The organism is Azomonas agilis (assembly GCF_007830255.1).
Classification (GTDB): domain Bacteria; phylum Pseudomonadota; class Gammaproteobacteria; order Pseudomonadales; family Pseudomonadaceae; genus Azomonas; species Azomonas agilis.
The window spans coordinates 106155-123616 of the sequence record NZ_VLKG01000007.1 but is presented as its reverse complement, the minus strand read 5'-3'; the positions used below and the strand labels follow the sequence as shown (position 1 = coordinate 123616).

General features: G+C 56.1%; 18 protein-coding genes. 3 read left to right on the top strand and 15 right to left on the bottom strand.

From position 1 onward, the window contains the following. Positions 1 to 10 precede the first annotated feature (10 nt). The 11 genes from LX59_RS10585 to LX59_RS10535 all read right to left on the bottom strand — a co-directional run bounded on the left by LX59_RS10585 (position 11) and on the right by LX59_RS10535 (position 10570). On the bottom strand, positions 11 to 1012 hold the full coding sequence (locus LX59_RS10585) for a Bug family tripartite tricarboxylate transporter substrate binding protein (protein ID WP_144571832.1): 1002 nt from the start codon (positions 1010 to 1012) through the stop codon (positions 11 to 13). A 105-nt stretch (positions 1013 to 1117) separates the two neighbouring features. Beyond that, entirely contained in the window at positions 1118 to 1609 is a 492-nt protein-coding gene (locus LX59_RS10580) for a thioredoxin family protein (protein ID WP_144571831.1), read from the bottom strand. Further along, a complete protein-coding gene (locus tag LX59_RS10575) occupies positions 1609 to 2412 on the bottom strand; it encodes an ABC transporter permease (protein ID WP_144571830.1) in 804 nt (267 codons plus the stop codon). Before LX59_RS10575 ends, LX59_RS10580 begins: the two co-directional genes overlap by 1 nt. Beyond that, positions 2409 to 3212 carry an ABC transporter ATP-binding protein gene (locus LX59_RS10570; RefSeq protein ID WP_144571829.1) on the bottom strand — a complete coding sequence of 268 codons (804 nt, stop codon included), beginning with the start codon at positions 3210 to 3212 and terminating at the stop codon, positions 2409 to 2411. The genes LX59_RS10575 and LX59_RS10570 overlap by 4 nt, the downstream gene beginning before the upstream one ends. Further along, positions 3209 to 4222 carry an ABC transporter substrate-binding protein gene (locus LX59_RS10565; protein ID WP_144571828.1) on the bottom strand — a complete coding sequence of 338 codons (1014 nt, stop codon included), beginning with the start codon at positions 4220 to 4222 and terminating at the stop codon, positions 3209 to 3211. The genes LX59_RS10570 and LX59_RS10565 overlap by 4 nt, the downstream gene beginning before the upstream one ends. A gap of 12 nt (positions 4223 to 4234) precedes the next feature. Then, entirely contained in the window at positions 4235 to 5182 is a 948-nt protein-coding gene (locus LX59_RS10560; protein ID WP_144571827.1) for an ABC transporter substrate-binding protein, read from the bottom strand. Positions 5183 to 5215: 33 nt separating this feature from the next. Then, positions 5216 to 6163, bottom strand: a complete 948-nt coding sequence (locus LX59_RS10555) for an ABC transporter substrate-binding protein (RefSeq protein WP_144571826.1) — start codon at positions 6161 to 6163, stop codon at positions 5216 to 5218. A gap of 12 nt (positions 6164 to 6175) precedes the next feature. Continuing rightward, entirely contained in the window at positions 6176 to 6949 is a 774-nt protein-coding gene (locus tag LX59_RS10550) for a class II aldolase/adducin family protein (RefSeq protein ID WP_144571825.1), read from the bottom strand. Positions 6950 to 6966: 17 nt separating this feature from the next. Then, positions 6967 to 7929, bottom strand: a complete 963-nt coding sequence (locus LX59_RS10545) for an ABC transporter substrate-binding protein (RefSeq protein WP_144571824.1) — start codon at positions 7927 to 7929, stop codon at positions 6967 to 6969. Positions 7930 to 8102: 173 nt separating this feature from the next. Further along, positions 8103 to 9197: an LLM class flavin-dependent oxidoreductase gene (locus tag LX59_RS10540; RefSeq protein WP_144571823.1), complete on the bottom strand. Its 1095-nt coding sequence runs from the start codon at positions 9195 to 9197 to the stop codon at positions 8103 to 8105. A gap of 251 nt (positions 9198 to 9448) precedes the next feature. Then, positions 9449 to 10570 (bottom strand): RNA-guided endonuclease InsQ/TnpB family protein, encoded by a 1122-nt coding sequence (locus LX59_RS10535; RefSeq protein ID WP_144571822.1) that lies wholly within the window; start codon positions 10568 to 10570, stop codon positions 9449 to 9451. Between the two features lie 126 nt (positions 10571 to 10696). On the opposite strand from LX59_RS10535, the gene LX59_RS10530 reads away from it, so the two are divergent. Next, entirely contained in the window at positions 10697 to 11398 is a 702-nt protein-coding gene (locus LX59_RS10530; protein ID WP_144571902.1) for a glutathione S-transferase N-terminal domain-containing protein, read from the top strand. A 2-nt stretch (positions 11399 to 11400) separates the two neighbouring features. After that, complete coding sequence (locus LX59_RS10525; RefSeq protein WP_144571821.1) at positions 11401 to 12105, top strand: glutathione S-transferase family protein; 705 nt, start codon at positions 11401 to 11403, stop codon at positions 12103 to 12105. A 64-nt stretch (positions 12106 to 12169) separates the two neighbouring features. On the opposite strand, the gene LX59_RS10520 is transcribed toward LX59_RS10525, so the two are convergent. The 3 genes from LX59_RS10520 to LX59_RS10510 all read right to left on the bottom strand — a co-directional run bounded on the left by LX59_RS10520 (position 12170) and on the right by LX59_RS10510 (position 15352). Then, positions 12170 to 13378 (bottom strand): MFS transporter, encoded by a 1209-nt coding sequence (locus tag LX59_RS10520; protein WP_144571820.1) that lies wholly within the window; start codon positions 13376 to 13378, stop codon positions 12170 to 12172. Positions 13379 to 13593: 215 nt separating this feature from the next. Next, positions 13594 to 13998 carry a cyclophilin-like fold protein gene (locus LX59_RS10515; RefSeq protein WP_144571819.1) on the bottom strand — a complete coding sequence of 135 codons (405 nt, stop codon included), beginning with the start codon at positions 13996 to 13998 and terminating at the stop codon, positions 13594 to 13596. Positions 13999 to 14116: 118 nt separating this feature from the next. Further along, positions 14117 to 15352: an NAD(P)-dependent alcohol dehydrogenase gene (locus LX59_RS10510; protein ID WP_144571818.1), complete on the bottom strand. Its 1236-nt coding sequence runs from the start codon at positions 15350 to 15352 to the stop codon at positions 14117 to 14119. A gap of 167 nt (positions 15353 to 15519) precedes the next feature. On the opposite strand from LX59_RS10510, the gene LX59_RS10505 reads away from it, so the two are divergent. Beyond that, a complete protein-coding gene (locus LX59_RS10505; RefSeq protein ID WP_144571817.1) occupies positions 15520 to 16452 on the top strand; it encodes a LysR family transcriptional regulator in 933 nt (310 codons plus the stop codon). Here LX59_RS10505 and LX59_RS10500 read toward each other — a convergent pair. Continuing rightward, on the bottom strand, positions 16449 to 17411 hold the full coding sequence (locus tag LX59_RS10500) for a LysR family transcriptional regulator (RefSeq protein WP_211354842.1): 963 nt from the start codon (positions 17409 to 17411) through the stop codon (positions 16449 to 16451). The two genes, LX59_RS10505 and LX59_RS10500, sit on opposite strands and share 4 nt — an antisense overlap. Positions 17412 to 17462 lie beyond the last annotated feature (51 nt).

Sequence of the window (17462 nt, the reverse complement as noted above, 5' to 3'; positions counted from 1 at the left end):
ATCCCATCCCCTACTGGCGGTTGCTGTCTTGGAAACGGGTACGGCTGTCAAACTCTTCTTTCAAACGCGCACTGGCTTCCTCACCCGTTTGGAAGATCACCCGATTACCCTGCCCCTCAGCAATTTTACGGAAGGCTTCGCTATGGGCGGCTTGCTCCGTGGCTTTACGCAGTTTTTCTACAATGGGCGCAGGTGTTCCGGCAGGCGCAAACAGGCCGTTCCAGATGGTGAAGTCAGGCTCTTTAATGCCTAATTCGTAATTGGTGGGCACATTAGGCAATTCCGGCAGGCGATGCTTACCAATGACCAGCAAGGGAACCAGCGTGCCCTTGGTGTAATGTCCGCTGGCAATCGGGTAATCCGCCGTGCCGATGTTGACGTGCCCAGCCACCAAATCCGCTACCTGCGGTGCAGTACCCTGATAGGGCACCTTGAGCAAATTCAGTTTGAAGTGGCGCGCTAGTTGCTCCACCGATTGCTCAGAGACGGAACCGCTGCCGGTAGTACCAAAAGAAATCGGCTCTTTGCCTGCATCCCGCGCGCGCTTGAGCAGCTCGTCAAAGGTTTTGATGCCGGTAGATACCTGAGCCCAGAGCACCACAGAAGACTCGACAAACAAGCCGATGGGAATGAAGTCCTTCAAAGGATCAAAATTAGCGGTTTTGGGACTGGCCACCACGTTGCCGATAAAGGCTGTAGTGTTAGGTGCCAGCAAGGTATAGCCATCGGGAGCGCTGCGGGCTACGGTCTGAGCGCCAATGGCTCCGGTAGCACCGGGCTTGTTCTCCACTACCACCGGCTGGCCGAGAATGTTTGACAATTCAGCGGCAATGGTGCGCCCAAAGGTGTCGGTCGGGCCGCCCGGTGGCCAAGGCACCACGTACTTAATGGGTTTAGTCGGCCAAGCCTCAGCCGTTTGTGCCTGAGCACTGGGCAAGATAAAAGTCGTGCTAAGAACACTGGCGACCAATACCGGAAACAGGCGGGCGCTCAGCCGTTTAGAAATACTCATGTGCTGCAAAATCCATCCATACAGCGGGAAGCCGGAGCGTGTGGCGTGCCGGTAAACCTGCCCAAAATAATAGGTGCCCGATGGTTAACCTCGGGTAGCTAGAAATTAATGCTGATGAGCCGCACTGGCCTGAGCACGAAAGGGATGCTGTTCGTACTCCACGTGCTGTACATACCGACCCAAACGGATCAAATCCTCTGCACTGAGTACGCCCTGATAACGGGTCTCTAACTGACCCTGAGCGTCAAAAAACACAAAAGCCGGTGTCCCCACCACACCCAGCGTTTTAGCCCATTCAGCGGCAGTGCGCTGCTGACCGTCCGGCGTTTGCAGCGGTCTCAGATCATCCAACAGCACGGGCGCGCTGCGGTAATAGGGCTGATAAGCCGCTTCAACCGCCGCCTGCCCAAACACCTGATCGCGCATGTGCTGGCACTGGAGGCAATCCGTCAATTCAAAGGCCACCACCAAGCGTTTACCTTGGCTGACCGCCTGTTGCTGAAGGGCGGCTAAATCCGCTGTGTGCTCACTAAACAGGGCGGCTGAAACCGGCACCGCGCACAGAATTAATCCCAGAGATAACAGAATCTGCTTCATCAGCGGCGCACCCAAAACAACAGACGCTGGCGCACCGCTTCCAGCAAGGACATGCTGAGGAAGGTGATCAATCCCGTGTAGAGAATTCCAGCCACCATGCGCGGATAATCGGCAAAATCGGCGTAATACTGCACAAAGCGGCCTAATCCCGCGTTAGCTCCAAACAGCTCCGCTACGGTGAGCAGGATAAAGGCAAACCCTAGCCCCACGCCCATACCAGAAAACAGATGCGGTAAGGCTGCCGGTAACAGCACCAACCGCCAATAACGCCAGCCGCGTAAACCCAAGGCCCGCGCATTATCCCGATAGCGTCGATCCAGCGCATGGGCTCCCGCTACCGCGCTTTGGAAGATCGGCCAAAAAGCTCCGATGAACACCACAAAGATCGCCGAGACCAAAAAGCTGGGCAAAATCGCAATCGCATAGGGGATGTACACCGTGGGCGGTACAGGAGCGACCACGCGGGCAAAGGGTAACCAGATGCGCCCCGCTCGCTCCTTAGAACCGACCCAAAGCCCCAAAACTGTACCCAACAGCAGCGCCAAGGCAAAACCGGGCAGCAAAATCCCCAAGGAGGACAGAGTGCCTTGCCATAACTCCGGCCAAGAATCGTGCAGCGCTTGGAAAGTCACCCAAGGCGAGGGAATCAGCGGATTCACACCCAAGGGCAGGTACTGGCTGAGCAATTGCCAAACCAGCAGCAGAACGGGCCACAGCAACCAAGCTTCATAATGCTGAGGCCAGAAAAAGGCGTTTGTTTTGGCGGGTGCGGTCAGCGGTGTGCTGAGACTGGTATCGGTCATGGGCTAGGCTCCAGTTGGGACTGGCTGTTCAGGCCGCGCAGAATCTCCACCGCCAGCCGATCGTTAATCTGTTCCCGCAAAGCATGGAATTCTGGGCTGTCCAACAAACGCTGGCGACTGCGCGGGCGCTCCAAAGGCACGCTAAGATCAGCAATCACCCGACCGGGATTGGAGCCTAAAATCACCACTCGATCGCCCAAATACAGGGCTTCGTCTACATCATGGGTGACAAACAGCACCGTCTTGGCCGGTTTAGAGGCTTGCCAAACCCGAGCCAGTAAATCCTGTAGATGGGCGCGGTTGACCGGATCGAGTGCGCCAAAGGGCTCATCCAGCAGTAATAGCGGCGACCCCAAGGCAAAGGCCCGCGCCAAAGCTCCGCGCTGTTGCATGCCGCCGGAGATTTCAAAGGGGTAGTTTTTGCTCGCCGCGCCCAAGCCCACCTGAACCAAAAAACCATCGGCTTGGCGGCGCACTTCAGCGCGTGACAACTGGGGCTGGGTTTGGCTCAGGGCCAAACTGACGTTCTCGCGCAGGGTCAACCAGGGGAATAAGGTGTAATCCTGAAACACCACCCCGCATTGCGGCGAGGGTTCGGTGATGGGCTGGCCGCGCCACAACAAATGGCCGCTGCTGGGTGACTGTAATCCGGCCACCAAGCGCAGCAAGCTGGATTTACCCGAGCCGCTGGCCCCCAAAATGGATACCAGTTGCCCTTCGGGAATCTCCAGATTCAGGCGCTCTAAAATGGGTTGTGCGCCATAGTTCAAACTCAGCTCATGCAGGTGGAGGCCGCTCATAGCACGTCCTTGCGCTGGTATTCGGTTTGTAATTTTTTCCAGAACGGATCGTTGGGGTTTTCGCTGGCTAGTTGATCCAGCACTTGGGCGTAGATATTCACGTCTACGGATTGGCGAATATCCCCACCGGCGGTGACGAAACCGCTGGCCTGCATGCCCTCCCAAAAGGACTGTACGCCTTTGAGGTTGGGATCGCTGCTTTGATCTAAATGCGGTTGGTAATAGGCGGCAGCCAGCAGCTCCCGATCTAATTTTACGTATTTGGCGAGGGCATCCAGCGTGGCTTCGCGCTGCTCGCTGGCGAACTTCTCCGCCCGCAGAATGGCGCGCAGGAATTTGGCCCACACTTGGGGCTCTGCCGCCAACTTCTGGCTGGTAACGACCAAGCGGCAGCAAGTGTGTCCCGGCTCCAATTCGCTGGAGCGGATCACCACTTTTAAGCCTTGGGCCTCGGCGCGCAAATCATGGGGCCCCCACACCACGCCTACATCCACTTGGCCGGATTTCACCGCCTCAATCACGGCAGGTGGGCTTTTCAGTTCGAACAGTTCTACGTCTTTTTTCCAATCCAGTCCGCTGCGGTGCAAGGCATTACGCACCACCGCATCGCCGGTAGCCATGCGTACAGTGGCGACTTTTAAGCCTTTGAGGTCGTTGATTTGACGGATTTTTTCCGCCTGCTCTGGTTTAGCAATCAGCGAGGCATCCTCACCGGCAATGCCGCCGATGATTTTCAGCGGCGTGCCCTTGGCGATGTGCACCAAGGGGCCGGTCGTACCAAACGCACCGATGTCGATTTTGTCGGCGATGATGGCGTTCAGGCCGTCCGCTGAGTTGACGAACTCCAGCATCTGCACCTCCAGCCCTTCTTGGGCGAAGAAATTTTGCTCCTTGGCGATGAAGAATTTAGCGTGGCCGGTGCTGGGCAGATAACCGAGGCGCAAAGCATCGGCGGCCTGTGCGTTGAAGCTGAGTCCCAGTGCGAGGGTGGCGAGGGCAAGCAGTCTCATGGCGGCGCTTCCTTAGGGCTGAAAGGCGGAGTTAAAGGAAGTGTCGATGACTTCACTGACCTTGAACGCCTTGGGCAGCGCGCCGGTTTCGGTCAAAAAGTCCGCCGTGCCTTGGTAGTCCTTAGCCGCCGATTCATCCACTGGGCCGACCGTCATATTGGCGTGGCCAATCCAGTGCCGAGACACGGCTTGATCGAGGTTGGCTTTTTTGGCCCAGAGATCGGCGTAGGCTTCTTTATTGGCCTCGACCCAAGCGCGGGCTTTTTGCAGACGGCCTAGAAAGTCGCTGATGGCCGCTCGTTTAGGCTCCAAGGATTTGGCATTGGCGGCAATGCTGGACAGCCCCGGCATCAGGTTGCGGGCGGTCAAAATCGGGCGCGCACCGGAGAACAGAATCTGCTGCGAAATGTAGGGCTCCCACACCGGAAAGGCATCAATGCTGCCTTGGGGTAATGCGGCAGCGGCATCAATCGGCATCAGTTTGACGAACTGCACGTAGTCGCGAGGCAGTCCGGCTTTTTCCAAGGCGCGCAGGGTCAACTGCTGGCTCCAAGCACCGGGCCAATAGGCGACTTTTTTGCCCTTTAAGTCCTCAATGCTTTTGGCGGGTGAGTCTTTGGGCACTAACAGGGCAATGGTGTCTGGGTTCTGACGCGAAACGCCGATCAGCTTCACCGCCGCGCCTTTAGCCGCCAGAAAAATAAACCCAGAATCGCCCAGAAAGCCTAAATCTAAGGCTCCGGCTTCCAAACCTTCCGCAACTGGGGCGGCGGATTGAAAGTGCTTCCAGTCCACCTGATAGGGCGCACCTTCCAACACGCCGGAAGCTTCCACCGAGGCGCGCACGTTGTAGTAATTTTGATCGCCGATGCGTAGCACCACCGGCTCTGCGGCCTGAATCAGAGGCGCGGCAAATAACAAACTGGTCAAACCAAGGCGCAAAACACGCGAGAAACTCATGAAAGCTCCAGTGCATTAATAAGGGGAGAACGCTTAGGGGCGCTCAATCTGAAAACTGGGATCAAAGGTGCTGCTGACGTCCAAGGGCTGAGCCAATAAGCCGTGGGCCTGATAAAAATCGGCGGTGCTTTGTTGCTGGCGGATCAAGGCCGGATCATCCACTTGCTGCCAATGCAAAGCACGGCGCTCAAAGGACAGCCGCGCGGCCTGTTCCGGGAAGCCGATAATCTGGGCCAAGGTTTTGGCGTAGCTGTCCAGATGCTGATAGGCCCACTTTTGAGCGGCGCTCAGGCGGTACAGATAATCTTGAATGGCTTGGCGCTTGGCTGGATCTTCCAGCGCTGAGCGGGTGGCGGCGATAAAACTATTGCCGGCCCACAAGCCACGCCCGTTGACCAACACGCGCCCTTGCTGGCTGGTTTCCACCAAGGCCGTGTAAGGCTCCCAAGTTGACCAAACGTCCACCGAGCCGTTATTCAAAGCAGTTTTGGCATCCACCGGGCCAAGGAAACGAAACTCCACGTCCTGCTCGGTCAAACCGGCTTGCTCTAAAGCCTTTAAGGCCACCAGATGACCGATGGAACCGCGTCCGGTGGCAATGCGTTTGCCTTTCAAATCCGCTGCATTTTTTAACGGGCTTTCCGACACCACCAACAGCGCGGTGCCGTAGGGATCGGATTTATTCACCGCAATGGCTTTTAAGGGCGCACCCGCTGCTAGGGCAAACAGCAGTGGCGCGTCCCCAATGATGCCGATGTCCACCGCCCCTGCGTTTAGGGCTTCGGCCAAGGGTGCGGCAGCAGGAAACTCGGCCCAATGAATCTTGTAGGGCAGCTCCTCCTTGAGTGCCCCCGCCGCTTCCAATTGCGCCCGCATGTTGCCCTTTTGGTCAGCCACCCGCAGGGTAATGGGCTCCGCTGCACTTGCAAAACCACTGTGCAACAGCGCCACTAAAGCCAGCCAGCCAAATTGAGCCTTCATGCGGGCCTCCGATTAGTGGGCGTAGCTGGGGTCGAGGCGCTCTAAACGGCGCACCGCCGCATCCCAATGCAGCTTGGGACGCTCGCTGGCCACAGCCTTTTCGAAGCCTCGGGCGGCTTTCTCGGCCACTGCATCGGAGAGGATGATCAGCTCTGCACCACCGGCTTGGGCGGCGATTTGGGCAGCGCTGGCCCGTTCGAGGAAGAACAGGTTATAGAAGGCTTCTTCAATGGTGCGACCGGAAGTCAGCAGGCCGTGGTTGCGCAACACCAACGCATCCTTATCGCCGATATCGGCAATCAGGCGCTGTTGTTCGTCCAGCTCTAGGGCAATGCCTTCGTAATCGTGGTAAGCCAAGCGTTTGTAGAAGCGTGCGGCGTGTTGGGAGATAGCCAGCAGCCCTTCTTTCTGCGCAGAAACCGCAATCCCAGCGGTGGTGTGGGTGTGCAGCACGGCATGAGTATGTTCACGGGCACGGTGGATGGCGCTGTGAATCACAAATCCCGCCGGGTTGATGCCTAAACCGCTGGGGTCGTCCACTAGGTCTCCGTTAATGTCCACCTTCACCAAGCTGGAGGCGGTGATTTCGTCAAAGGTCAGGCCATAGGGATTGATCAGAAAATGCCGATCCGGGCCGGGCACACGGATGGAGAAATGGGTGTAGATGTGATCGGTCCAGCCTTCTAAGGCGGCCAAACGGTAGGCGGCGGCTAACTTGACTCGGGCTTCCCATTCTTCCGGGGTCACGCGGTCTTTAACGGGCTGGATTTGGGTAAGGGCGTTCACGGGCAACTCCTTGCGTCTTAGCGTGCAGCTTGAGGATTAGTGGCGGGCAAATACTGGTTAAACGAAGGGTCAAACAGGGTGCGGGCCTGATAGCCTTTGACCAGATTAATGCTGTGGAAAAAATCGACGGTTTGTTGAGCTTCGCTGATGTTTTGATCGCTGATGGGCTCAAGGCGAATAGCGGCGCGGGCAAACCAACGGCGGGCGACTTCGGCATCAGCTTTGGTCAACTCCACCCACGCCTTGGCATAACGCTCACTGTTACCCGGCTGCTGGGCCCATTCGCGGGCTTTGTACAGGCGCTGGAGAAAATCCCCCAACAGGGCATGCTTAGTAGCAATGGCCTTATCCGTAGCCACTAAAAAACTCTGGGCGGGGATCAGTCCCTTGGCGGTAGCCAGCACCCGTGCGCCGCTCAGCTCCTGCTGTGTGACATAGGGCTCCCAGGTGGCGATCACATCCACCGATCCGCCTTCCAAGGCATGGGACGCATCCAGCGCGCCCAGATAGCGTAAGTCCAGTTCTGAAGGGGCAATGCCTTCCTTAGCTAAGGCGGTGAACAGCAGTTGCTGACTCCAAGAGCCTTTCCAGATGGCGGCACTTTTACCGCGCAGATCGGAGAGTTTTTGGATCGGCGAATCCTTGCGCACTAAAATAGCCACACCGTCCAAATCCTGACGGCTGATGCCAATTACCTTAATCGGCGCGCCCAAAGCGCCTAAAAACAGCGGCGGCGCATCGCCCAAAAAGCCAATGTCTAAGCTGCCCACGTTCAGGGCTTCGGCTACGGGGGAGCCGGCGGTAAATTGCTTCCATTCCAGAGTGTAGGGCAGTCCTTCCAGAACCCCCGCCGCCTCCATCACAGTGCGGTTATTAAAGCTCTGATCGCCGACAATCAGGGTTTGTGCTGACGCAGTGCCGCCAAACGCCAAAGCGATACCGAGCAGGCTAGCCGCCAGCCAGCCGTTGAATGGATTCATGACCTAAACCTGATGAGAAAAACAGAAAGGGGCGAAGGAAGCGCTGAGGGCTGTGCTCGAATCAAGGCAGGTGTTCACGTAGCGTCTCCTTCGTAAGAAAAAAGGACGCTCCGTTGGTACGGTCGCGCAGGCGTGGCTGAAGAGGAATGGCAAAAACAGAGGTAGCAGATCAATCAGGCGCGGCGTTGCTCAGTTTCGGCATCGCGGGCAGCGACTTTAGCCCGGATCAGTGGTAGCAGCTCTTGGCCGTATTCGGCGGCATCGTTTAAAGGATCAAAGCCACGCACCAGCAGGTAGCGAATGCCCAGATCGTAGTAATCCAGCAGCGCATCGGCGACTTGCTCCGGCGTGCCCACTAAGGCGGTAGAGTTGTGGCCACCCCCCACCAGCTTAGCAATGCCCGTCCACAGGCGTTTGTCTACACGCTCGCCCAAAGCTACGGTGTCGCGCAGGCGCTGTGCGCCAATGCTTTCGGGCTTTAGGGATACTTCCAGATCCCCCTCTTGCTCCTGACGCTCGCGGGCGCTGTGCAGAATCTGCTCGGCCTTGGCCCAAGCTTCTTCTTCAGTGCGGCCTAAAATCGGGCGCAAGGAAACGCTAAATTCAATAGAACGTCCCTGTTTCGCCGCTTCCGTGCGGACTTGTTCCACTAACTCACGGGTTTTATCTAAAGACTCGCCCCACAGCATGTACACATCAGCGTGCTTGGCCGCGACGCGAATCGCCGCCTCCGAAGCACCGCTGAAAAACACCGGCAAATGGGGTTTTTGCTCACTTTTAATCGCGGAAAAGGCATTTTCTACTTGGTAATACTGGCCTTTGTAGTTAAAGGGTTTTTCCGAAGTCCATTCCTGTTTCAGTACATCCAAAAACTCGTCGGTGCGAGCGTAGCGCTCGTCGTGTTCGAGAAAGTCGCCGTCCTTGCGCTGTTCAACATTGCTACCACCACTGATGACGTTCAGCGCCAAACGGCCATCCAGCAGGCGATCCAAGGTGACCAGCTTACGAGCGGCCAGCGTGGGGGCTACAAATCCGGGGCGATGGGCCAGCAATAAACCGATGCGCTGAGTAGCCAAACCCGCCCAAGCGGTGACTAAAAAGCCGTCGGGCTGATCCGACCAGTACCCCACCAGAATACGATCAAATCCGGCGTCTTCGTGGGCCTGAGCAAAGTTGCGGATGTAATCTTTGTCGAAAATCGGGCCGATGGGGCTGATGGTTTCCGAGGACAGTCGGTGACCGATCATGCCGAGAATTTGAACGCTCATAAGGATTCCCCTGCCAGTCTATCAGGATACGCGAAAAGCCATTTGCTTATTCCAAAAAGGAGGTAAAAGGCTTGTTTCTATATAAAATAGATAGAATATTTCCGGGAGGGAAATTCATTTTTTGCATATCTTAATAGACAAATTGAGCGCTGAATTTTGAGCTATCCCCTCAGTCCCAAGCCCTATAGGTTGACTGCTCCCCATCCAGAAGGAAGGGGATTCCCAATTCACCAAGCACAGGACAGCGGTACTTAACCGATGCCACTTACATGCTCTCCAAGGGCTAACACCGCCAGCCCGGCGGCTTTAATGTTGAGCGCGGCATTTATATCGCGGTCGTGTTCGGCTCCGCATTCCGAGCAGTCCCATCTACGCACATCCAAAGGCAAGTGCTCAAGCGTATGCCCGCAGCAGGAGCAACGCTTCGAGCTAGGATACCAACGGTCGATCTGCACAACTTGCCGTCCAGCCCATTCGCCTTTGTACTGGATTTGGCGCACTAATTCGCCCCAGCCCGCATCGGCAATAGCCTTGCTCAGTTTCGGATTGCGGATCAGGTTCTTCACGGCAAGGGATTCGACACAGACCACTTGGTTCTCGTTAATCAGTCTGCGGGACAGCTTGTGCAAGCGATCCAATCGGCCATCGGAGATTTTTGCGTGAATACGCGCGACCTTCAGCCTAGCCTTAGCACGGTTGGCAGAACCCAGCTTTTTACGGCTGAGTCGGCGCTGCGCCTTGGCCAAGCGGCTGGCGTATTTAGCTGTATGGTGGGGATTACCGAAGCGTTCACCCTCGCTGGTGACGAACAGGTCTTTCAGGCCCAGATCAATACCGATCATGTTCGGCGTGACGGGCAGGGCCTCGGGTTCAAACGCACACAGACAGGACACGAAGTAACGTCCCGCCCTGTCCTTCGAAATCGTAACAGTAGAAGGCTCGCACGGAAGTGGGCGACTCCAGCGGATATTCAGAGCCACTTTGGATTTGGCCATATAGAGCTGACCGTCCCGATAACTAAACGCCGACCGGGTGAACTCAGCTGATTGCCGATGTTTCTTGCTTTTGAACACCGGGTACTTCGTGCGACCTGCAAAGAAGTTCTTGAAGGCCGCCTGCTGGTGGCGAAGACACTGCTGCAAGGGGACGCAGGAGACCTCATTCAGCCACGGAAACTCACCGGATCGCTTGATCCGGGTGAGTTCGGCATTGGCTTGCAGATACCCGACCTTCTCCCGCTGCTGGAAGAACGCATCGGTTCGCCAGCGCAGAACATGGTTATAAACGAAGCGCGTACAGCCGAACGTCTGGGCCAGTAATTGAGCCTGCTCAGGTGTTGGGTAGAAACGGTATTTGTACGCACGGTTAGCCATGTGTCACATTTTATCAAAACCGCTGTAAAGATAGCCAATCAACTGGAGGAAGCGAGAACAGGGGCCACTGGCGTGGCCATGCTATCCCTCCCCGCACTGAAGTACGGGGTCTCTCGCGCAAATACGATGATTGATCTGTATTACTGGACTACCCCCAACGGCCATAAAATCACGATTTTCCTAGAAGAAACCGGCCTTCCTTACCGCCTGCTGCCGGTCAATATCAGTGCCGGTGAGCAATTTAAGCCCGAGTTCTTGGCCATTGCGCCCAACAACCGTATTCCCGCCATCGTAGATACCGAACCAGCGGATGGCGGCGACCCGATCAGCTTGTTTGAGTCCGGGGCGATTCTGGAATATCTAGCGGATAAAACCGGCCAATTTTTACCGCAGGATGTGCGGGCCCGCACCGAGGTCATGCAGTGGCTGTTTTGGCAAATGGGCGGACTAGGGCCTATGGCGGGGCAAAATCATCATTTTGTGCAGTACGCCCCGGAGCAACTGCCCTACGCCATTGAGCGCTACGTTAAGGAAACCCACCGCCTGTACGGAGTTTTGAACAAACGCCTTACCGATCGGCCCTTTATTGCCGGGGAATACTCCATTGCCGACATGGCCTGTTATCCTTGGATCGTGCCTTACGAGCGCCAACGCCAGAATTTAGAGGAGTTTCCACACCTAAAACGCTGGTTTGAGCGTTTGCAGGCTCGACCCGCCATTGAACGGGCTTATGCCCTCGCGGGCCGCATTAACAGCACGCCTACGGTAAACGATCAGTCCCGTTCCGTGCTGTTTAATCAAACGGGTGCTCACCTACAGGAAAAATAATCATGTCCTCGACACGACAACTGTTTGAACTGGCCGGTGCGGATGATCGGGTGCGTTTTAGTCCTTATTGCTGGCGTATTCGTCTGGCACTGGCTCACAAAGGATTACCCGTAGAAACCCCACCTTGGCGCTTCACCGATAAAGAGGCCATTGCCGCCTCAGGTCAAGGCAAAGTCCCAGTACTGGTGGATGGCGAGCGCTGGATCTCTGACAGTTGGACTATTGCTGAGTATCTGGAGCAGCAGTATCCCGAAACACCCTCGCTGTTTGGTTCCGCCGAGGGACAGGCCCTCGCCCGCTTCATCAATCAATGGACTAATGATGTACTGCATCCGGCCATTGCTGGAGTGATCCTGCCGGAGATTTTTCAAATACTGCACGAAAAAGACCAAGACTACTTCCGCCATACCCGCGAAACGGCCTTTGGTGCCACCCTAGAAACCTTGGCCGAGCAACAGGAAACGGCCTTAATCAGCCTCTATCAGATTCTTAAGCCCTTGCATCACACGCTGGCTTTACAGCCCTATTTAGCCGGAGAGGCGCCAAACTTCGCCGACCACATCGTATTTGGGGCTTTTCAGTGGGCACGCTTGGTCAGTGACAGCATTAAGCTCCCCGCCGAAGAACCCATCGGGCTTTGGATTGAGCGCATGCTGGATGCCTACGACGGATTAGCGCGTAAAGCGCCTAAAGCCTACGAAGATTGATGGCGTTAAAGACAGAAAAGGCCAATCTGAGATTGGCCTTTTTCGTTCCTAGCTTCAGGAAAAATCAGTCCAGCACCAACTCCGGAGCGGGATGGCTAGAGGCCGCTTGAGTAGCGACACGGGCCGCCCACAGCGTCACCACTGATGCTGCAACCAGTAACAGCGCAGCGAGGCCAAAGGCGGCCTGATAGCCACTAACATCGAATAAAACCCCGCCCAAGGTGGCACCCAGCATAATCGCCAGTTGGATCACCGCTACCATCAAGCCGCCACCGGCTTCGGCCTCTTTAGGTAAGGTGCGGGCTAACCAAGTCCACCAACCGACCGGAGTAGCGGTGGCAATCAGCCCCCAAACTCCCAGCAGCACGACATTTAGGGCCATTGAATGCCCTACATACATCAGTAACAAGGCAATAACCGCCATCAATGCGGGAATAGCCGCTAAGGTTCCATACAGGCCCCGATTAATAAAAGCTCCAATCCAAAGGGTGCCAAAAAACCCGGCTACGCCCATTAGCAAAAGTATCAGGGAAAGCCCTGTCGCACTCAGGTGAGCCTCTTGCTCCAAGAACGGTCGCAAATAGGTAAACAAGGCAAACTCACCCATAAAAAACAGTGCCATGGCGGCCATTCCCAAAGCCACCGCTGGACGGGCCAGCAGTTTGAGCAAATTACGCGAGCCTGAGACTGGTGGCTCAGCTTTCAGTGTCGGCAGGCTGATCCACTTCCAAGCCAACGTGAGGGCGGCCACGGGAATCAGGCAAAAAAACGCCCAGCGCCAACCGACCAATCCGCCTAAAAAACTGCCTAAGGGGGCGGCTAACACCAAAGCCAGCGCATTACCCGCGTTTAAGATCGCCAAGGCTCGGGGGATATGTTCCTTGTCTACCAGCCGCATGGCTACCGATACCGACAGAGACCAAAAGCCGCCGACAGCCACGCCAATCAGAGCGCGCCCCAGCATAAATACCGTATAGTTCGGGGCAAAGGTCACAATTACGCTCGAAACCAACATCAAGAAGGTTAAGCACAAAATCACCCGTTTTCGATCCAAATTTCCCGCTAAATAGGGGATCAACAAGCTGGTGAGTACCGCAAAAGCCCCTGAAATGGACAGCGCCTGCCCCGCCTGACCCTCAGTGACCTGTAAATCGGTCGCAATGGGTGTGAGTAGGCTGACCGGCATAAACTCGGAAGACACTAAGGCAAAGGCAGCCAGTGACATCGCAAAGACGGCACCCCAAGCCTGAACAGGCGAAGCGCTGTGTGTCATCAATAATTCCTCGGTTGAACGACAGTAGATAGGTTTGCAAACAGGCAGAGGCTGCACCAGCTCATGAGCCAGTACATTACTTGGGTACAGTGACTGCGGCCCGCTTCTCGAATACGTCCTTAACCACAGGCAGCGCTGAAAAGATCTTAGGCCAACCGGCGTAGAACGCCAGTTACGTGAGCATCTCGGAAGCCTGCTCTTGGGTCAAGCCGTTACTAACAGCTATTGGATGCTGATGGTTTTATGTGCGGAGCACAGCGCTCTGCGGGCTCCGGTTCGCGCTCAATCAGCGCTTTCAGCGGCCCAGAACGGCGCAGCCAACTCAGATCACCTTCTATGCGTCCAAGCGAGATCAGCCCTTTGGAGTAGCTGAAATCCTTATAAAAAAGGGCCACATTGCCCCAAGGCGCGTAGTAGGTAATGTCGCCCACCGAAGGCATGATACCGGCTGGAGCTTCGGCGCTAGACAGCTTGCTCGACAACATCGCGATCTTTTCCGTGGCGTTGTAGTCCTCCAGCTCCAGCGTTAAAGGCAACAAGGCCAAAAAGTCGCGGCTGGTTGGGTTGTCCACCAAGGAAGCCGAATGCACTTGGCCCTCAATCGTCAAACGAATCTTCATCGACTGCTCCCGTAGTGGCTGATTACAGATTGGTTCAGTGGTTTCGGGCGCAGCCTGAGCCACTCCCATAGCCAAACAGCAGGCCAGCCACCATCGGCACCGGCCTATCGAATAGCGATTAAGCGGCATTATTCTTAGTGGAGGCGAAATCAATCACGAAGCGGTAACGCACGTCCTTGCCCACCACACGGTCGAAAGCGGCGTTGATTTGGTCGGGGCGAATCAGCTCAATATCGGGCCGAATGTTGCGGGCAAAGCAGTGGTCGATCACTTCTTGAGTTTCCGCGATGCCGCCGATCATTGAACCGGCCAAGCTCTTGCGGCCAAAAGCCATAGCCATGCTGCTGATGCCTTTAGCCTCGCCCAACCCCACATTGACGAAGGTGGAATCCAGCTTCAGTACCTCCATAAAGGGCTGTACTTCAAAGGCATAGGGCACGGTCGAGATCATCAGGTCAAAACGGTTGGCCAGCCGCTTAAAGGCCGCCGTGTCATTCCACAATACGGCTTCGCGCGCGCCCAAACGCTTGGCATCGGCGATTTTGCTCGGTGTGGTGGTAAATACCGTCACCTCTGCACGTTGGGCCACGGCCAGTTTCACCGCCATGTGACCTAACCCCCCCAAGCCCAGCACGGCCACCGATTGTCCCGGCGTGACCCGCCAGTGGCGGATGGGCGAAAAGGTGGTGATTCCAGCACAGAGAATCGGCGCGGTGGAGGCCAAATCCATGCCCGGTGGAATCCGAATCACGAATTTTTCGGTGACGACGATCTTGTCTGAATAACCGCCAAAGGTCGTGCCGCCCGAAACTTTATCCGGGGCGTTATAGGTGAAGGTGGTGCGATTGAGGCAAATTTGCTCACGGTCGGCTAAACAGTTTTCGCAGGTGCCGCAGGAATCCACCATGCAGCCCACACCGCCCACGTCACCCACTCTGAATTTGGTGACCGCCGAACCCACCGCAATCACTCGGCCCACAATTTCGTGGCCGGGCACACAGGGCAAGGCAGGCGCGCCCCAATCTCCGCGCACCGTATGTACATCGGAATGACAAATGCCGGCATAGAGCACATCCAACAAAACATCATTCGGCCCCAATGCTCGGCGTTGGATGTGCAGCGGCTCGATGCGCCCCCCTGTGCTCTTAGCGCCATAGGCTTGAACAGCAAAAGGACTTTGGCCCAGCGTGGAAGCCTCCGAGGTTTGCGCCTGCGCATTAGCCGGCAACCAAGCGCCTAACAAAGGGGCAGCAGCCAAAGTTGTACCCGCTACCTGTAATAGTTTGCGCCGTCCTAACTCTGGCGTAGCGGGGGCTTGGTGGAGGTTGTTGGCATCACCGCATTGATTGCACATATCGCACCTCGATAAATAGGAGTACTGGGAAAAGGGTTGAAATTTGAACGGGCATCCCGCCTGATTTGGGGTACTTGGTATTCTCGTGGGATTGAGTACTATTGATTAGCTAATGAATACTTAAAGGCTTTATAAGTTCAGCTAATGAATTAATCGAAGCTTAGGCCATGTCCCGCCCCACACTGAGATACAACCTCAACGACCTTCTGGCCTTTGTCACCGTGGCCCGCGAAGGCAGTTTTACCCGTGCCGCCGCTCGTTTAGGCGTGACCCAATCGGCGCTCAGCCAAGCTATTTCTGGCCTTGAGGCGCGACTCAAAATCCGCTTGCTGACGCGCACCACGCGCAGCCTATCCCCCACCCTAGCCGGTGAACGGCTGATGCAGGCCATCGGCTACCGCTTTGATGACATTCAGCAAGAGCTGGAAGCCCTCACCGAACTGCGCGATAAACCGGCCGGTACTGTGCGCATTACCTGTGGCGATAACATCATCCAAACCACGCTGTTACCCAAACTCATGCCGCTGCTGCATGAGTATCCAGACATCAAAGTTGAGTTCGACATTGATTACGGATTTCGAGACATCGTGGCTGATCGTTTCGACGCTGGCGTGCGTTTGGGCGAAAGCCTTGATAAAGACATGATCGCCATTCCCATTGGCCCGGAATTACGCATGGCCGCTGTGGCCACGCCGGATTATTTCGCCCAACATCCCCTACCGAAAACGCCCCGCGATTTGATGCACCACCGCTGCATCAATATTCGGCTGCCTACCTACGGCGGGCTGTATGTATGGGAGTTCGAGAAACAGGGCAAAAAACTCAACATCAACGTCGATGGCCCGCTGATTTTTAACACCTCACTGCACATCACCGCCGCCATGCTGGGTGGCTTAGGCATTGCCTATCTACCGGAGCCGGAGTTTTCGCCCTATCTGGAACAGGGTCGTTTGATCCGTGTCTTGGAAGACTGGTGTCCTTCTTTTGCGGGCTATCATCTGTATTACCCCAGCCGTCGGCAGCCCTCGCCCGCCTTCTCCTTGGTGCTGGAAGCATTGCGCCTTAAAAACTCCGGTTATGCGGAGTCTCAATCACCTTAGCCCAGCACCGATAGGCCTTTAGCCTGTGCTTGTGCTAACTCCTGAGTGCTGAGGACAAAATCCTTGTTATCCACCAAGCGCTCAATGGCTAAATCAATAAAATGCCGCACTCGCGTGGGTTGCGCGGCACGACTGCCGTAGTAGAGATAAAAGCTGTAAATACCGTTGACGTGCTCCAGCAGCAGCGGCACCAGCCGTCCGGCACGAATGTGCGGAGCCGCCATCGGGCCGGTGATTTGACCGATGATGGCCCCCGCCAACACGGTACGCAGCTCAAGGTCTTCGTCATTGGTAGAAAAAGTCGGCGTGACGTGCTGCTCCTGAACACTGTCGCCAATCCGCACATACCAAGGCACCAAGCGCCCGTCATTGGTACGGCGAAAGGCTCCACAGCGATGGGAGGCCAGATCATGCAGCCCACGCGGTATGCCGTGCCGACGCAAATACACCGGACTGGCACAGATGATCAGTTGCAGCGGAAATAAGCGCCGCGCAATCAAGCCCTCTTGCGGCGCATTGCCGAGGCGAAAGCCTACATCCACTCGATCAGCCACCCAATCAACCACGCGGTCGTCCAACTGAACGTCCGGCTGCACTTCAGGGTACAGGCGGCAATATTCATCCAGTACCGGGCCAATCACGGGCTGCAAAGCGGTGCGCGGGCCGACGATACGCAACGGGCCGGCAATGTCTTCGCGCGTTTGACGAGCCGCCTGTAACGCCTGCTGCAAGCCGATTAAGGAAGGCTGGGCTGCCTCCAGAAAACGCTGCCCTTCTTCGGTCAAAGATAGGCTGCGCGTGGTGCGATGAAACAGACGCACACCCAAGTGTGCCTCCAATTGCCCCAAGGCTTTGCTCGCCGCCTGGGGCGTAATTCCTTGGGCTTCTGCGGCTTTACTGAGGCTACCCAGCTCCGCAGTGCGGACAAAGGTGGTGATGGAACGCAGTTCGTTAATCATGCTCGACTTCCGAGTATTTACATTATTTAGTTGTAACTGATTCCACTATTT

What these genes read in the sequence shown, in the direction of transcription:
- LX59_RS10585 (WP_144571832.1), bottom strand. Translation starts at nt 1,012, where the DNA reads ATGAGTATTTCTAAACGGCTGAGCGCCCGCCTGTTTCCGGTATTGGTC.
- LX59_RS10520 (WP_144571820.1), bottom strand. Translation starts at nt 13,378, where the DNA reads ATGACACACAGCGCTTCGCCTGTTCAGGCTTGGGGTGCCGTCTTTGCG.
- LX59_RS10580 (WP_144571831.1), bottom strand. Translation starts at nt 1,609, where the DNA reads ATGAAGCAGATTCTGTTATCTCTGGGATTAATTCTGTGCGCGGTGCCG.
- LX59_RS10505 (WP_144571817.1), top strand. Translation starts at nt 15,520, where the DNA reads ATGTCCCGCCCCACACTGAGATACAACCTCAACGACCTTCTGGCCTTT.
- LX59_RS10560 (WP_144571827.1), bottom strand. Translation starts at nt 5,182, where the DNA reads ATGAGTTTCTCGCGTGTTTTGCGCCTTGGTTTGACCAGTTTGTTATTT.
- LX59_RS10565 (WP_144571828.1), bottom strand. Translation starts at nt 4,222, where the DNA reads ATGAGACTGCTTGCCCTCGCCACCCTCGCACTGGGACTCAGCTTCAAC.
- LX59_RS10570 (WP_144571829.1), bottom strand. Translation starts at nt 3,212, where the DNA reads ATGAGCGGCCTCCACCTGCATGAGCTGAGTTTGAACTATGGCGCACAA.
- LX59_RS10525 (WP_144571821.1), top strand. Translation starts at nt 11,401, where the DNA reads ATGTCCTCGACACGACAACTGTTTGAACTGGCCGGTGCGGATGATCGG.
- LX59_RS10540 (WP_144571823.1), bottom strand. Translation starts at nt 9,197, where the DNA reads ATGAGCGTTCAAATTCTCGGCATGATCGGTCACCGACTGTCCTCGGAA.
- LX59_RS10575 (WP_144571830.1), bottom strand. Translation starts at nt 2,412, where the DNA reads ATGACCGATACCAGTCTCAGCACACCGCTGACCGCACCCGCCAAAACA.
- LX59_RS10510 (WP_144571818.1), bottom strand. Translation starts at nt 15,352, where the DNA reads ATGTGCAATCAATGCGGTGATGCCAACAACCTCCACCAAGCCCCCGCT.
- LX59_RS10545 (WP_144571824.1), bottom strand. Translation starts at nt 7,929, where the DNA reads ATGAATCCATTCAACGGCTGGCTGGCGGCTAGCCTGCTCGGTATCGCT.
- LX59_RS10515 (WP_144571819.1), bottom strand. Translation starts at nt 13,998, where the DNA reads ATGAAGATTCGTTTGACGATTGAGGGCCAAGTGCATTCGGCTTCCTTG.
- LX59_RS10555 (WP_144571826.1), bottom strand. Translation starts at nt 6,163, where the DNA reads ATGAAGGCTCAATTTGGCTGGCTGGCTTTAGTGGCGCTGTTGCACAGT.
- LX59_RS10530 (WP_144571902.1), top strand. Translation starts at nt 10,697, where the DNA reads ATGATTGATCTGTATTACTGGACTACCCCCAACGGCCATAAAATCACG.
- LX59_RS10500 (WP_211354842.1), bottom strand. Translation starts at nt 17,411, where the DNA reads ATGATTAACGAACTGCGTTCCATCACCACCTTTGTCCGCACTGCGGAG.
- LX59_RS10535 (WP_144571822.1), bottom strand. Translation starts at nt 10,570, where the DNA reads ATGGCTAACCGTGCGTACAAATACCGTTTCTACCCAACACCTGAGCAG.